This is a genomic window from Streptomyces sp. NPDC030814, assembly GCF_055572155.1.
Genome location: NZ_JBVIDX010000012.1, coordinates 168,765 through 181,903, shown reverse-complemented (window position 1 = coordinate 181,903; position 13,139 = coordinate 168,765). Strand labels below are relative to the sequence as shown.

Annotated in this window: 12 protein-coding genes and 1 pseudogene; 7 read left to right on the top strand and 6 right to left on the bottom strand. The window is 70.0% G+C overall.

What is annotated here, in order from left to right:
- Positions 1 to 17: 17 nt before the first annotated feature.
- Positions 18 to 938: a MaoC family dehydratase gene (locus tag ACZ43N_RS25275; protein WP_468100558.1), complete on the bottom strand. Its 921-nt coding sequence runs from the start codon at positions 936 to 938 to the stop codon at positions 18 to 20.
- Between the two features lie 259 nt (positions 939 to 1,197).
- Between ACZ43N_RS25275 and ACZ43N_RS25270 the strand changes: the two genes are divergently transcribed.
- Positions 1,198 to 3,222: an AMP-dependent synthetase/ligase gene (locus ACZ43N_RS25270; protein WP_468100556.1), complete on the top strand. Its 2,025-nt coding sequence runs from the start codon at positions 1,198 to 1,200 to the stop codon at positions 3,220 to 3,222.
- 121 nt (positions 3,223 to 3,343) lie between these two features.
- On the opposite strand, the gene ACZ43N_RS25265 is transcribed toward ACZ43N_RS25270, so the two are convergent.
- Positions 3,344 to 4,255, bottom strand: coding sequence for an alpha/beta hydrolase family protein (locus tag ACZ43N_RS25265; protein ID WP_468100555.1), 912 nt, complete (start codon positions 4,253 to 4,255; stop codon positions 3,344 to 3,346).
- A 100-nt stretch (positions 4,256 to 4,355) separates the two neighbouring features.
- Here ACZ43N_RS25265 and ACZ43N_RS25260 point away from each other — a divergent pair, with 100 nt between their 5' ends.
- The 5 genes and pseudogenes from ACZ43N_RS25260 to ACZ43N_RS25240 form a co-directional block, all read left to right on the top strand.
- Positions 4,356 to 4,922, top strand: coding sequence for a TetR/AcrR family transcriptional regulator (locus ACZ43N_RS25260; protein WP_468100553.1), 567 nt, complete (start codon positions 4,356 to 4,358; stop codon positions 4,920 to 4,922).
- A gap of 207 nt (positions 4,923 to 5,129) precedes the next feature.
- On the top strand, positions 5,130 to 5,690 hold the full coding sequence (locus ACZ43N_RS25255; protein ID WP_468100551.1) for a hypothetical protein: 561 nt from the start codon (positions 5,130 to 5,132) through the stop codon (positions 5,688 to 5,690).
- A 154-nt stretch (positions 5,691 to 5,844) separates the two neighbouring features.
- Positions 5,845 to 6,759 carry a polymorphic toxin-type HINT domain-containing protein gene (locus ACZ43N_RS25250; protein ID WP_468100550.1) on the top strand — a complete coding sequence of 305 codons (915 nt, stop codon included), beginning with the start codon at positions 5,845 to 5,847 and terminating at the stop codon, positions 6,757 to 6,759.
- A 17-nt stretch (positions 6,760 to 6,776) separates the two neighbouring features.
- Positions 6,777 to 7,148: a hypothetical protein gene (locus ACZ43N_RS25245; RefSeq protein ID WP_468100548.1), complete on the top strand. Its 372-nt coding sequence runs from the start codon at positions 6,777 to 6,779 to the stop codon at positions 7,146 to 7,148.
- 237 nt (positions 7,149 to 7,385) lie between these two features.
- Positions 7,386 to 7,733 (top strand): annotated as a pseudogene (locus ACZ43N_RS25240) (CPCC family cysteine-rich protein); the annotation flags it as partial.
- Here ACZ43N_RS25240 and ACZ43N_RS25235 read toward each other — a convergent pair.
- Together ACZ43N_RS25235 and ACZ43N_RS25230 are read right to left on the bottom strand one after the other, a co-directional pair.
- Positions 7,694 to 7,903 carry a DUF397 domain-containing protein gene (locus ACZ43N_RS25235; protein ID WP_468100547.1) on the bottom strand — a complete coding sequence of 70 codons (210 nt, stop codon included), beginning with the start codon at positions 7,901 to 7,903 and terminating at the stop codon, positions 7,694 to 7,696. The pseudogene ACZ43N_RS25240 and the gene ACZ43N_RS25235 overlap by 40 nt on opposite strands.
- Positions 7,900 to 8,766, bottom strand: coding sequence for a helix-turn-helix domain-containing protein (locus ACZ43N_RS25230; protein WP_468100545.1), 867 nt, complete (start codon positions 8,764 to 8,766; stop codon positions 7,900 to 7,902). Before ACZ43N_RS25230 ends, ACZ43N_RS25235 begins: the two co-directional genes overlap by 4 nt.
- A gap of 130 nt (positions 8,767 to 8,896) precedes the next feature.
- Between ACZ43N_RS25230 and ACZ43N_RS25225 the strand changes: the two genes are divergently transcribed.
- Positions 8,897 to 9,319 (top strand): ATP-binding protein, encoded by a 423-nt coding sequence (locus ACZ43N_RS25225; protein WP_468100543.1) that lies wholly within the window; start codon positions 8,897 to 8,899, stop codon positions 9,317 to 9,319.
- A 5-nt stretch (positions 9,320 to 9,324) separates the two neighbouring features.
- Here ACZ43N_RS25225 and ACZ43N_RS25220 read toward each other — a convergent pair whose 3' ends face one another.
- Both ACZ43N_RS25220 and ACZ43N_RS25215 read right to left on the bottom strand, forming a co-directional pair.
- Entirely contained in the window at positions 9,325 to 9,921 is a 597-nt protein-coding gene (locus ACZ43N_RS25220; RefSeq protein WP_468100542.1) for a hypothetical protein, read from the bottom strand.
- Positions 9,922 to 9,969: 48 nt separating this feature from the next.
- Positions 9,970 to 12,804 (bottom strand): helix-turn-helix transcriptional regulator, encoded by a 2,835-nt coding sequence (locus ACZ43N_RS25215; protein WP_468100540.1) that lies wholly within the window; start codon positions 12,802 to 12,804, stop codon positions 9,970 to 9,972.
- Positions 12,805 to 13,139: the final 335 nt, after the last annotated feature.

The following is a 13,139-nucleotide window of genomic DNA, read 5'->3' as shown; positions in this document are numbered from 1 at the left end:
GGCCGCCGATCAACGGATCAGTGGATCAGCGGATACACGCTCCCCGTCACATGCACCCGCTCCCCGCCCTTCCGGTCGGGGCCGCGCAGTTCGAAGTCGCCGCCCGGGCGGCGGTCCGCCGCGTAGGTGACGGTGCTAGGGAGGGGGACCGGCGCCCGGAACTCGGCGCGGACGAGGGCCGCCGGGGGCGTGCCGTGTTCGGCGAGACAGCGGGCGACGGTCCACATGCCGTGGGCGATCGCGCGAGGGAAGCCGAAGAGGCGGGCGCCGAGGGGGTGCAGGTGAATGGGGTTGCGGTCGCCCGAGACCGCCCCGTAGCGCCGTCCGACATCCGCGGCGAGCCGCCACTCGGCGAGGGCGGGCAGCGGTACGGACGCCGGACGCGCCGTCTTGTCGACGGTGCCCGGGGCGTCGTGCGTCGGGTGGCGGGCGAGATACGTGCTGCGGGACTCCCAGGCGATCTCGTCGCAGCCGCAATCGCCGTCGGCGTCCCGTACCTCCGTCACCACCGTTGCCTCGGTGCCCCGGCGGTGGGGCGTCAACCCGTCCACGTACACGGTCAGTTCGTACTCCCCGGTGGCCGGCAGCCGACGGCGGCGGGTGATCTCGATCGAGGTGTGGACGAGCCCGAGCAGAGGCAGTGGGAAGTCGCGGCCGGACATGATCCGCATGGCGAGCGGGAAGCCGAGGACGTGCGGATAGGTGAGCGGCACGGCGTCCTCGCCGGTGGGGAAGCCGCAGACCCGTTCGTACGCGGCGAGACGCGCGAGATCGATCCGTACGCCGGGCAGGACGAGCCGGTCGAGGCGGCCGACCGTGCCGTCGCCGTGCCGGGCCGCCGTGCGGGGCAGCCTGCGGCTCTTGCACGGGGAGAGCAGGGCGCCCCGGGCGAGGAGGGGCGGGAGGAGAGGGGGGCCGGTGAGGGTGAGCTGAGGCATCGGACGGTTTCCCCTTTGCAGCGCCGCTTCCTTACTCCCAAGTCAGGTTACCTGAGGTAAGGGCCCGTGCAGCAGGTGCGTGGACCGACGGGACGAGCGACCCTCAAGTAATGTTTGCGCCCCCTTGACCTGCGGCGGAGCGCTGCCCGACACTGCACATCCCCGCCCCCGGAACATCCCCGGACCGCCCCCATACTCACACGAACCTCACACATCGGCCCCGTACGATCCGGGCACACCGAACGTCCAGGAGCCGCCCGTGTCAAGCCTCGATCGCAGCGAACCCCTGCTCGTGGAACCCGAGTTGAAGCGGCTGGACGGCACGGTACGAGAGGCGTACGTCCCCGCGCTGGTCCGGCCCGGAACCTACGGCTCCCTCGCGGACATCCCCTTCGACAACGCGGACCACGAGCCCGGCGCGGTCGTCCTCAGCCGCAAGGACAACCGTGGCGGCGGTTTTGGGGACGGCCGCGAGGCCGCCGACGGGAGCGGGAACGGCCCTGGCAACGGGGCCGCGAACGGCATCGGGACCGGGAACGGCAACGGAGGCGGGGACGGCGGCCGTTGGCGGGACGTGACGGCGGCGGAGTTCGCGGCCGAGGTGCTCGCCGTGGCGAAGGGCCTGATCGCCGAGGGTCTGATGCCTGGCGACCGTATCGCCATCATGGCGCGGACGACGTACGAGTGGACGCTCCTGGACTTCGCGGCCTGGGCGGCGGGCCTGGTGACCGTGCCCGTCTACCCCACCTCCTCCGTCTTCCAGACCCGCTGGATCCTCCAGGACTCCGGAGCGGTCGCCCTGGCCGTGGAGACGTCCGGCCAGGCCTCCGCCCTCGGCCCCGAACTCGACCGCATCCCCGACCTCCGCCACATGTGGGTCTTCGAGAAGGACCACATGGGACGCCTCGCCGAGCGGGGCCGCGACGTGTCCGACCAGGAAGTCGCCGTACGGCGCGGGGTGCTGGGCCCCGACACCCTCGCGACCCTCATCTACACCTCGGGCACCACCGGCCGCCCCAAGGGCTGCGCGCTCACCCACGGCAACTTCTTCGCGGAGATCGACAACGCGATCGACCTCCTCTACCCGATCTTCCGCGCGAAGACCGACGAGGAGGCCTCCACCCTCCTCTTCCTCCCGCTCGCCCATGTCTTCGGCCGCATGGTTGCGATCGCGTGCATGCGGGCCCGTATCCGTGTGGGCCACTCGCCGAGCTTCCGCACCGAGGACCTGCTCGCGGACCTGAAGTCGTTCCGACCGACGTTCCTGCTGCTCATCCCGTACGTCCTGGAGAAGGTCTTCAACACGGCCCGCGCCTCCGCCGAACGCATGGGCCGGGCCTCCTCCTTCGACCGTGCCGCGGCGGTGGCCCGCCGCTACGGCGAGGCCCTGGAGTCCGAGCAGCACGGCACCGGCCCCGGCCCCACCACCTTCCTCAAGGCGGCCCGCACCTTCTACGACCCCCTCGTCTACCGCCGCATCCGCAACGCCCTGGGCGGCAGGGTCCGTTACGTCATCTGCGGCGGCTCCCCGCTGGGCCGCCGCCTGGCCGCCTTCTTCGCCGGCGCCGGCATCGACGTCTTCGAGGGCTACGGCATGACGGAGACCACGGCGGCCGTCACCGTCACCCCGCCGGTCCGCCCCCGCCTCGGCACGGTCGGCTGGCCGCTGCCCGGCACACGGGTGCGCATCGCCGCCGACGGTGAGGTCCTCCTCCACGGCGGCCAGATCTTCCGGGGCTACTGGGACCCCCAGGCCGGCGGAGTCGTCCCCACGAGCCCCGACGGCTGGTTCGCCACCGGGGACATCGGCGAACTCGACGACGACGGTTACCTCACGATCACCGGCCGCAAGAGGGAGATCCTGGTCACCGACAGCGGCAAGAACGTGGCCCCTGCCCCGCTGGAGAACTGGCTCCGGTCCCACCCCCTGATCGCCCAGGCGATGGTCGTCGGCGACCGCCGCCCGTACGTCACCGCCCTGCTGACCCTGGACCCCGAGGGCATCACCCACTGGCGCCAGATGAACGGCAAGCACGCCGTGCCCGCGGAACTCCTGGTCGACGACCCGGAGCTGCGCATGGTCCTCCAACGGGCGGTGGACGAGGCCAACCGCCTGGTCTCCCGCCCGGAGTCCATCCGCCGCTTCACCGTCATCCCCGGCGGCTTCACGGAGGAGGCGGGCCATCTGACTCCGTCGATGAAGCTGCGCAGAGAGGCGATCGCGGAGGCGTTCTCGGCGGAGATCGAGGGGTTGTACGAGAGGCAGAGGCCGTATCCGGCCTGAACCGGGTGGCTCGGGCAGTGTGACGTCATGACCGTGTCCCCGTGCGGGCCGCCTGAGGCGTCGGGGGCCCGCTCCGGCCGTCCCCGGCTCGGTCGACGGGACGGTCCGGGTCCGGCCGGGGTCACTTGCTGGAGACACTCCACGTGCCGTCGCCGGCCGCAGCGGCGTTGTTCAGATCCGTCCACGCGGCGTCGTTGAGTCCGAAGGCGTCGAGGAGGAAGGCGGAGATCGCGTCGGCGACGAAGGTGACGCGGGAAGGGTCCTCGTCGGTGGTTTCGGCGACCGCCTCGCCGGCGATGCCGCCCAGGGTGTGCTCACCCTCGGCGATGTGGAGCAGGCTCTTCGGGGTCGGGCTGAGGTGGTAGGCGTCGGTGAACCAGTCCGCCCCCCGGGTGGAGAGCTGCGACTGGTCCTTGCCACCCGCGATGACCAGGGCCGGTGTGGTCATGGTCGAGTAGTCCGGCCTCATGAACGGAAGGTGCTCGACGGCGAACGGGGTGAGCGTGTCACCGGTTCCCGTCGCGGCGATCAGCGCGCCGGCCGAGACCACGGAGTGGGAGAAGTCCTCTCCGGGGATGCCGTCCGCGTCGAGTACGCGCGCGCCGAGGATCACGCCGGCTGTCTGGGCGCCCCAGGAGTGACCGACGATGGCGACGCGTTCCTGGTCGACGCGGGTGTCCAGACCGCCGGCCTGGAGAAGGATGTCGCCGAGACCGTCGAGGACCGCGTGGAGGTCGGCGATCCGGACGCGCCAGATGGTGGCGAAGCGCGGGTCGCCCCATCCGATGCCATTGCGGCGGGAGTCCAGGTGGGTGGGCTGAACCACGACGAATCCGGCTGCGGCCCACCTGTCGACGAGCGGCTCGTAAGCGTCCATGGACCATGCGTTGCCGTGGGAGAACACGATGACGGGCAGGTCATGGCCCGACAGCGGAGCGGTGACCTTCACCGGCAGGTCGACGCCGCGGCCGGGCGCGGGAACGGTGATGGGCTTGATCGAGACGATCAGCTGGTCGAGGGGCTCGGAAGACATGGGGGACCTGCGCTTTCTCCATGGGTAGCTCTGCCATAATTTGGCGGAGCGTTGTTCCGCCAAGTTAGCGGAACATTGTTCCGTGAGTAAAGGAGGAGTCGTGCCGGAACCGGTGGGAGTGCGCCAGGCGCAGGCGCAGCGCACCCGCGACGCCGTGCTGGCGGCCGCAGCGGCGGTCTTCGTGGACCAGGGGGTCCAGGCGCCCATCCGGGACATCGCCGAACGGGCCGGCGTCGGCGTCGGCACGATCTACCGGAACTTTCCGACCAGGGCGGATCTCGTCACCGCCGTCTACCGGCACCAGATCGACACCTGCACCGCACTCGCGCCCCGACTCCTCGAGGAGTCAGCCTCCCCGTTCACAGCCCTGACCCGCTGGGCGGACGCGTTCGTGGAGTTCCTCGTGACCAAGCACGGCCTCGGTGCGGCACTGGGCTCCGGCGATCCAGGGCTGGAGAACCTCCACGCCCTCATGCTCGACACCCTGGTACCGGCCTGCGCGACGTTGCTGGAGGCGTGTGTCGCCGCCGGTGAGCTCAGCCCCGACATCACCGCCTACACGCTCATGCGCGCCATCGGAAACCTCTGCATCACCGGCCCTGACTACGACCAGGCCGACGCCAGGCGCATGGTCGCCACCCTCCTCGCCGGATGCCGTCACGTGTGACGGCGCCAGGACCACCGAACGTCTCCTCTGAGAGACGAATGGGCCGAACCCGGGCTGCCGGCAGGTCCGTAGCGCTACCGTCCCCCCCATGGGGCGGGACGCGAATCAGGTCGATGCCGGTGGTGACGGTGCGATCGGTGTCGGGCGGCACGTGCATGCCGCGACGACCGTGACAACAGCCCCGCGACGTACATCGAGAACCTGTACGTGCAGCCGGTGCCGGCGCGGGACCGGGTGCCGCCGCCCGGCGGGGAGGCCGCGAAGGCGGCGTTGAAGCAGTACGCGGTGCGCGTGCGGGAGCGCTACGGCCGGCTGGACCTCGCCGTGCTGATCCCGGCCGAGGAGGGCGAGCACCCGCCGGTCGCGCTGCGCGAGGTGTTCGTGTCGCCGCTGGTGCGGACCGATCCGCCGCCCGTGGAGCTGCCCCGCGACGTCCTCAACCGCCTGGTGGGGACGGGCGACTGGCCCGCTGAGCTGCCGCCCGGCGTGGAGCTGGAGCGGGCGCGGCAGGCGTACCAGGAGCGGCCCGCGCGGGACGTGCTGCAGCTCATCGCCGCCCGGGGCGCCGACCGTCTGGTCCTTTCCGGCGACCCGGGCGTGGGCAAGTCGACGCCGGCCCGGCACCTGGCGCTCGCGTTAACTGGCGGCCCCCTCCGGGCCCGCTGCGACCGCTGGCCGGACGGTCCCTCCAGTCGTGGAGTTACGGGAGTACGCGGCCGGCCCCTGGCGGCACCGCGCGTCCGAGAAGTTCCTCGCCCACCTGCATGAGAGGCCAACGGCCTCGACACGCCGCCCGCGATCACGGAGCGGCGATTGAGGCAGGGCCATGCCGTGGTCGTGTTCGACGGCCTTGACGAACCGATGACGGACGACGGCGAGGCAGTGCGGATGGAGGCGACCCGAGCGGCGGCGGCCGAAGCGCATGATCGGGGTCCGCTCCTACGTCGACTGCTACAACGGCAAGGGCTGCAAGGACGCTGCGATTGATGCGGGAATCTCAGCTGTCGGTTACGGTCTGGGGAAGCTGGCCAAGGTCACGCTGAACGTCTTCCAGGCGGCCCTGAAACGTTCGGATAGCGCCGCTATCGGTTGCCTCATCAGCGCTGCTCACAGCTTCGTCGCCGGGACCGAAGTCCTCATGGCCGACGGAACCACCAAACCCATCGAGGACGTCGAGATCGGTGACAAGGTCACGGTCACCGACCCGACAACGGGTGAGACCACGGTCCGTGAAGTCGCCGGGACCATCGTCACCGAGGACGACAAGCACTTCGTCGACCTCACCATCGAAACAGCCAACGGCACCGACTCCTTGGTCACGACCACGACCCACCCCTTCTGGTCCGACTCCGAGGGCACGTGGGTCGACGCGGGCGATCTCAAGCGGGGCATGACCATCCGCGCTGCAGACGGTTCTGCCCTACCGGTGGTCAGGACGCGCGATTTCACAGAGCGGCAGCGTACGTTCGATCTGACGATCAGTGATATCCACACGTACTATGTGCTGGCGGGTACGACTCCGGTACTCGTTCACAATTCAGATTGGTGTGACCCCGCAGAACGCATCGAAGATGCTGCAGACATCGGTAACGGACATGCGGGAAGCAAGCATGCCGGTGACTTTCCGGGGCTTTCGCCTACGGATATCGGAGACCTCGCCCGGGATGTGATGCAGGACCCGGCACGCACGAAGGGGCTGGGCGGTGGGCGGAGAGCATACCAGGGGAAGGATGGGTCCACGATCGTAATTCACGACCCGATGCATCCAGACGGCGGTACTATCTTCCGTCGAGATCCGGCAACAATTGATGAATACTGGGAAGACGGCTTGAACTGATGCCTGAAATTACTGCAGTGGCGAGTGACTTGCTCACCGCAGACGAGATCACCTGGCTGCGGCGCGCACTCCTGGAATGGGGCGGCCCGGCTCGATGCGGCGACGAGCTCGCTATGGGTATGGGGTTCGAAGGCATGCAGGATCTGCTCGACCAATGCGGCAGGTTGCGTTCGGCACTCGGAAACGATATTCCACTAGCCCCGGTTGATTGGGCGCGCATATTGCTGGCCGCAGAGATTGTCTTTGTTAGTGATCTTGCAGGTTCGGGGTGCGAATGGTCGACGACCACAGGTTTAAGCGACGAGTTGAGCATTCGAATTCTGCGTGTAATCCAGCTCAAGTTGGCCCCGGCGGTAAGGCCTTACTACGGAAAGCGGCCCAGCGCGTGAGAATCGCCAGCTTGAATTCCCAATGAGCGAAGAACCCGGTGAAGCAAGGGTGTCCGCCGGGGTGACCTCCGGCGGACACCCGCAGGCTGGTTGACGGCAACATCAGCGGACGAGGGAATGTGGTGGGCAGGTCGAGGGCGTTGCCCGTAGGCCGGACAATCCGATGGTGCACTTCAATAACCAGCCTGGAGCCCTGATTCCATGATCCTTCCTTTCGGTTGATCTCCGTGCCCCTGTTGTGGCCATCTCGTGCACGAGGAAGGACCTGGATCGTCTCTAGTTTGTCCTGTGTGCTTCTGGGAGGATGACATGGTCCAACTTCGGTGGCCTCTGCTGGCCGGCGGCGCAAATGCATGCTCCCTCGTTGAGGCTCAGCGCGCATATCAGCAATTGCAGGCGAGTGAAGTTCGATTTGTAAGTAAGATTCGGAAGCCGGTGATTGACGAGCCGGTGGACGAGGGTTTCAGGCCTATCGACCTCGCAGTCGATCACTTCGAGGAAGCGTCGGTGCAGCAGAGACCTTGGCCCGAGGATAGAAGGGTGCTCTATTGGTGGCGGCCGACGTTCTGGTGGCGCTCGAAGTAGTGCGAGAGGAACGCCGACCAGGTGGCGCGGGAGAGAGCCAGATGGGGGCCGGTGGGGTTCTTGGAGTCACGGATGTGGATGGCGTTGGGGCCGGGGGATATCTCCAGGCATTCGCCGCCTTCGCCCCCACTGTGGCTCGACTTGAACCAGGAGAGTTCCTCGACGCTCACAGTTCCCCCAGCTTCTTCTCGATCAACGCCTGGGACTCCGTGGGAGGGAGTGCCATGGCCCGCATGATCCCATAGCGGTCTGCGATCTTCCGGACCTCTTCAAGGTCTGTGATCAGTCGGGGAAAGCCCTGGATCTCCGTGTACGCCACCTGTGGGTGCCTCCTGGGCGTGAGCAGGTTGAACGCCCCGTCCATGTTGGGGTGTGCTGCCTGGCTGGTCGGCATCACTTGGATCTCAACGTTCCGCATGCCGCCGACCCGAAGCAACTGCCGCAGCTGCTCCGCGTGGACGGTCGCACCGCCGATCGGCCGGTCCAGCACCACTTCCTCCAGCACGTAACTGAGCATGGGTGCAGGCCACTTGTCGAAGATCTGCTGGCGGTCCATGCGGTCAGCCACCCGCCTCTCGATGGTCTCGTCGTCGAGAAGCGGTCGACGACGCGAGAACACCGCCCGCGCGTACTCCGGCGTCTGCAACAACCCCGGCACCCCCTGGTTGGCATAGAAGTGCAGCTCGACCGCCTCCGCCTCCAATCCCGCATAGCTGCGGTACCACTCCGGATGCCGGGTCCGCGCCTTCTTCATCCCCTCCTTGATCTCCGGGATCATCGCCCGCAACAGGCCGCCCGCGTTCAGGAGTTCGTCCGCCTTCTCCAGTACCTCGGGGCGGGAGACCCGTACTCCCCGCTCCATCGCGCTGATCGCGTCCGGGCCGTAGCCGACTGCCTCGCCCAGGTCCTTCTGTGTCAGTCCGGCCCGTTCCCGCAGCAGCTTCAAGAGCTTGCCGACCGCCGTGAAGACGCCGGTCGTACCGTCGGCCTCCGCCGGAGTCTCCAGCTTCCGTTCGTGAACCGTGTCCGCCATCGATCCCGCCTTCGCCCTCGTCGTGGTCACGGCCGACGACCCGACACTCGACGCACCGCACCCGTACGGCTACATAGCGTCCCGCCGTCGTACCTGGTCAGGCTAGAACCGGTCGACCACGCTGAGTGACATGAATCAGGAAATCCCCACCGTCCTCGGTGAATTCACCCAGCTGTTCACGCCCAGCCGCCGAGGCGCCCGGCTCGCGCGGAGAGTCGCCGCTCAGTGGCTGCACGCCCGGGGCATCACATACGGGAGCGACGTGCACGACAACGCCGTCCTCGTCGTCGCCGAGCTGGTGACGAACGCCGCGATGCACGGCTACGTCTACGGGCACAGCTTCCTGCTGCGGATCGTCTTGGAGACCGCCACCCTGCGTATCGAGGTGGCCGACGCCTTCGGGACGCGGCGGCCGAGAACGCCTGGGCAGCCGGTGAGTGACGCCGAGTCCGGGCGCGGACTGCTCATCGTGGAGGCGCTCGCCGACAAGTGGGGCGTCGAGGACCGCCCGCTCGGCAAGACCGTGTGGGCCGAGCTGAGCACCGGCCCGTAAGGGGGTCAGAACGACGGGCGGTCGATGACCGGCTTCAGCCGCACCTCGGTGACGCCCACCCCCTTCGGCGTGCCGAACGTCTCGATCATCGCGCCGAGGTATGTGCCGGTGACCTGGACCGCCAAGTGGTCGCCGCCCGAGACGCGTAGGTCGACCCGGGCCCGCGGGGAGCCGCTGAAGTCCCGCATGCGGTGGATCCGGGACGCCGGGTAGCCCAGCTCCGTCAGCTTGGCGTGCAGCGCCTCGTAGCTGCGGTTCGCCCCGGCCTGCCAGAACCCGTCGTGGATGCGCCGCTGGTGCTGTTTGCCCGCGCACCGCTCCACGGCGTTCAGCGGCACCGCGTCGACCGAGACCGGCTGGGTGGAGTCGAGTTTCCCGAACCCCGACACGGAGGAGGTCGCGGCCGGGCGGTCGATGACACCACCGCCGCCGGGCCGGACCGGGGTGCAGTAGTCCCTGATGCTCGTGGCCAACTCCACGAACCGGGTCTCGGCGTCGCCGGCGGTCGCGGCAGCGGCATTGCCCACACCGACGCAGGACAGGACGACGGCACCGCCGAGCGCAGCCGCCAGCAAGGACTTGTACAGGGGATTCGATCGCATGCCTGAACGATGCCTGTCCCTGACGAGCCCTCACATGAGTACCCGTACTCAATCCACCAGGTCCGCCGCCGTCAGCAACCGCGTCAGATCCGTCCTCGACCGCACCTTCAACTTCCGGTAGACGCGGGTCAGATGCGCCTCCACCGTCTTCCTCGACACGAACAGCGACGCCGCCGCCTCCGTGTTGTTCAGGCCCCGCGCGATCGCCCGCGACACCTGGAACTCCTGCGGGGTCAGCTGGTCCAGCACCCCGCCCATGCCGCCGGAACCGGAACCGGACCCGGACCCGGACGGGGCGGCCGTCGGTATCCCCCCGGCCGCTGCCAGTTCGCTCGCCGCCCGCCGGGCCCACGGCACCGCGCCCAGGCGCTCGAAACACGCCAGGGCGGACGACAGGGGCGTGCGGGCGGCTGCCGGGCGGCGGTAGCGCCGCAGCACCTCCGCCTCGCACAGCAGCGTCCGCGCCCAGTCGAACGGGCCGGTCGTCCGCTGGTGTGCCTTCAGCGCCGCCCCGAAGTGCGCCTCCGCCTCCTCCGGTGTCCCTGCCAGCAGGCCCCGTACGCGGGCGGCCGCCGCCTCCGCCGAGGCCAGGCCCGTCTCCCGCGCCCGCTCCTCCAGCCACGCGACCACCTCGCCGGCCCGCGCCGCGTTCCCGGCCCGTACGTGTGCCTCCGCCAGGTCCGCCGCGAACGGCACCACCTCCGGGTTGCCGATGCCCTGCTCCACGGCGAGTGACAACGTTTGCTCCAACTGGTCGGCCGCCGCGTCGTGGTCACCGTACGCCAGGGCCGACAGGCCGAGCACGGCCGTCATATGGAACTCCTGGCAGCCGATGCCGTACGCCCCGCACTCACGCCGGGCCCGCGCCACATGCTCCTCGCACTCCACGCGATCGCCGCGCAGCGCTTCGAGGCGGGCCAGGCAGTACAGGGCGTAGCTGACGCAGGTGAGCTGGCCCAGTTCCTCCGCCCAGCGCAGCGCCTCCGTCAGGTCGCCGCGGGCGGACGCCCACTGGCCGATGCGGGTCTCCAGTTCGCCCCGTACGGCGAGGGTGAAGCCCAGTACCCCGACCGCGCTGTGCCGCCGCGCCGACTCCACCGCCGTGTTGAGCAGACCGCGGCCCCGCGCGAACTCCTCTACACGGCTCCACGCCTGCCCGGCGATCGCGTACACCTGCTGGTCGCGTACGGGGTCGCCCGCGCCGTGCCGGTCGGCGGACTCCAGCATCGCGCGGCCCTCGGTGGTACGGCCGGCCATGACGAGGGCGCCGCCGAGGAGGGTGAGGCTGTACCAGCGTTCGGGACCGGACTCGGAGGCGAGGGCCAGGGACTCCTCGGCGACGCGTACGGCCGCCGGGACGTGGCCGTCGAGGCGGGCGGCCGCCGTCGCCTCGGCGAGGAGGAGGCAGGCGCGGGTCGGGTCGGAGTCGCGTACGGCGTCGGCGGCGTTCACGAGGAGGCCGTACGCCTGCGCGGTCTCGCCCTTCCAGGTGTACATCCGGCCCAGGAGGCCCTGGATGACGGCGCGCATCGCCGGATCGGGTGTGATGCGGACGGCCTCCTCGCACCACTGGGGCCCGGCGGGGGAGCCGCTGAGGAGCGCGTCGGAGGCGGCGTTGAGGAGGCGCCCGGCGCGGGCGGCCGGGTCGGGGGTGAGGTCGGCGGCCCGGCGCCAGGCCAGCGCCGCCTCCCCGAACGCGCTGCGGCGCCGGGCCTCCAGCGCGGCCTCCGCGAGCGCTGCCGCCGTGTCCTCGTCGGGGCCGGGGGTCGCGGACGCCCGGTACCAGGCGTGCAGCGAACCCGTGCTCACCTCGGCCAGCGCCTGGAACGCGGCATAGCGGTGGGCGAGGGGCGCGCGGCCCAGGACCAGGGCGCGCAGCACCGGGTGGTGGAAGTCCAGGCCGTCCGCCGTCGCCGTGATCAGGCCGTCCTCCTCGGCCGGAGAGAGGGCGTCCAGCGACAGCCCGGCCGCCTCCAACGCCTTCCGCAGCGGGCCCGCCGCCGTCGAGCGGCCGGCGGCGAGGACGACCAGCGCCCGGCGCGCCGGGTCGGGCAGGGCGTCGATCCGGGTCGCCCAGGCGCGCTCCAGATGACTGCCGAGGGACGGCGGGTCCAGCAACGGCCGCTCCCCGCGCGCCTGTTCCTCCGTCAGCCCACTCGCGATCTCCCGCAGGGCGAGCGGGTTGCCGCCGCTGATGCGTACGAGGTCGGCGAGCACGCTGGGCGCGACGGCCACCGCGCCGCTCCCGGTGGCCGCGAAGGTGTCCGCGCCCGTGTCGGCGGGGCCGTTCCCGTGCGCGGCGCCGGCGCCGTTCAGCAGCTCCGCGCACTCCTCCGCCGTCAACCCGCCCACCTGCACGGTCGGGATGCTGCGGCGCGGCCCCGACTCCCCGTGGTCCTCGCGGGAGCCGAGCGCCAGGGCGACGCGTTCGCTGGAGAGACGGCGGGCGATGAAGAGCAGGACGCGCTGGGACGAGGGGTCCACCCAGTGGAGGTCGTCGACGAGGACGACGACGGGACGCTCGTCGCCGAGCGCGGCCAGGACGTTCAGGGCGCCCATGCAGGCGGCGTACGGATTGCCCGGGGGGTCGGTGGAGTCACCGCTCAGCGCGAGACAGGACTCCAGGGCGGCGCGTTGCGCTCCGGGGAGTTCCCTGAAAAGGGATGAATAGGGCGTGAGGAGGTCGCCGAGAGTGGCGAACGGGAGCACGGTCTCGGTCTCGATACCCCGGGCCCGCAGGAGCGTCGCCGGTGCGGAGCCCGACGTTCCGGCAGCCGCCCGATCTGCCGCGTAGTCCAACAGGGCCGTCTTGCCGATGCCGGGCTCGCCCCACAGGAGCAGCGCCGCCCCACCCGCCCCACCCGCCACGAGCAGGTCGTCCATCAGTCGGCGTTCCCTCTCCCGACCGACGAGTCCCCGTAACAATGCGCCACCCCCTGGTGCCCGCGTGTGCCCGCGCCGCCTCGTCCATCATGCCGTGCGGACGTCGGGCCAAGAAGGTCGGCGTGGGGATCGGTTGTCGGGAGATGTAGGGACTTCCCGGAAGCGGTCCTGGTCCGCGCGGGGCTTCAATGATGTCTCGCGGGACCTCGGTTGCATGGGGGATCGAGGAACCGTGGTTCATGGGGAATCAAGGGGATCGAAGGGATCAGTGCAAGGGGGAACCCCAAGGGACTTCCCGGGGAAATCAGGGGACCAGGGGAAAACCAGGGGATGAA

What these genes read in the sequence shown, in the direction of transcription:
- ACZ43N_RS25275 (WP_468100558.1), bottom strand. Translation starts at nt 938, where the DNA reads ATGCCTCAGCTCACCCTCACCGGCCCCCCTCTCCTCCCGCCCCTCCTC.
- ACZ43N_RS25265 (WP_468100555.1), bottom strand. Translation starts at nt 4,255, where the DNA reads ATGTCTTCCGAGCCCCTCGACCAGCTGATCGTCTCGATCAAGCCCATC.
- ACZ43N_RS25250 (WP_468100550.1), top strand. Translation starts at nt 5,845, where the DNA reads ATGATCGGGGTCCGCTCCTACGTCGACTGCTACAACGGCAAGGGCTGC.
- ACZ43N_RS25230 (WP_468100545.1), bottom strand. Translation starts at nt 8,766, where the DNA reads ATGGCGGACACGGTTCACGAACGGAAGCTGGAGACTCCGGCGGAGGCC.
- ACZ43N_RS25225 (WP_468100543.1), top strand. Translation starts at nt 8,897, where the DNA reads ATGAATCAGGAAATCCCCACCGTCCTCGGTGAATTCACCCAGCTGTTC.
- ACZ43N_RS25220 (WP_468100542.1), bottom strand. Translation starts at nt 9,921, where the DNA reads ATGCGATCGAATCCCCTGTACAAGTCCTTGCTGGCGGCTGCGCTCGGC.
- ACZ43N_RS25215 (WP_468100540.1), bottom strand. Translation starts at nt 12,804, where the DNA reads ATGGACGACCTGCTCGTGGCGGGTGGGGCGGGTGGGGCGGCGCTGCTC.